This window comes from Staphylococcus pasteuri (assembly GCF_030547725.1).
Lineage (GTDB): Bacteria > Bacillota > Bacilli > Staphylococcales > Staphylococcaceae > Staphylococcus > Staphylococcus pasteuri.
Window position 1 is genome coordinate 1 of sequence record NZ_JAUOQO010000746.1, and the last position, 246, is coordinate 246.

The window sequence follows — 246 nt, forward strand, 5'->3', positions numbered from 1 at the left end:
GTCAATGCCCGCGCGGCCAAGGCCGCCAACGCCCTGCCCGGCAACCTGAAGGCGCTGGATGCGGTGCGCGAAGGCGCGGATGAAACCCTGATCAAACAGATGGACATCCTGTCCGGCGACACCCCGGTCGAAGAAATGCGCCAGTCCCCCAAGGCCGTCGGAAGCTGGTCCGTCATGACCGAAGAAATCCAGGCCATGCTGCGGGGTGACCAAACCCCGGCAGAGACCGCGACCGCCGTTCTGGCG

At 66.3% G+C, this 246-nt stretch carries 1 protein-coding gene; it reads left to right on the top strand.

Annotation, left to right across the window (positions count from 1 at the left end; all coding sequences use genetic code 11):
- Positions 1–246: hypothetical protein (locus Q4528_RS15365; RefSeq protein WP_303522572.1), on the top strand; the 246-nt coding region annotated here is incomplete at both ends.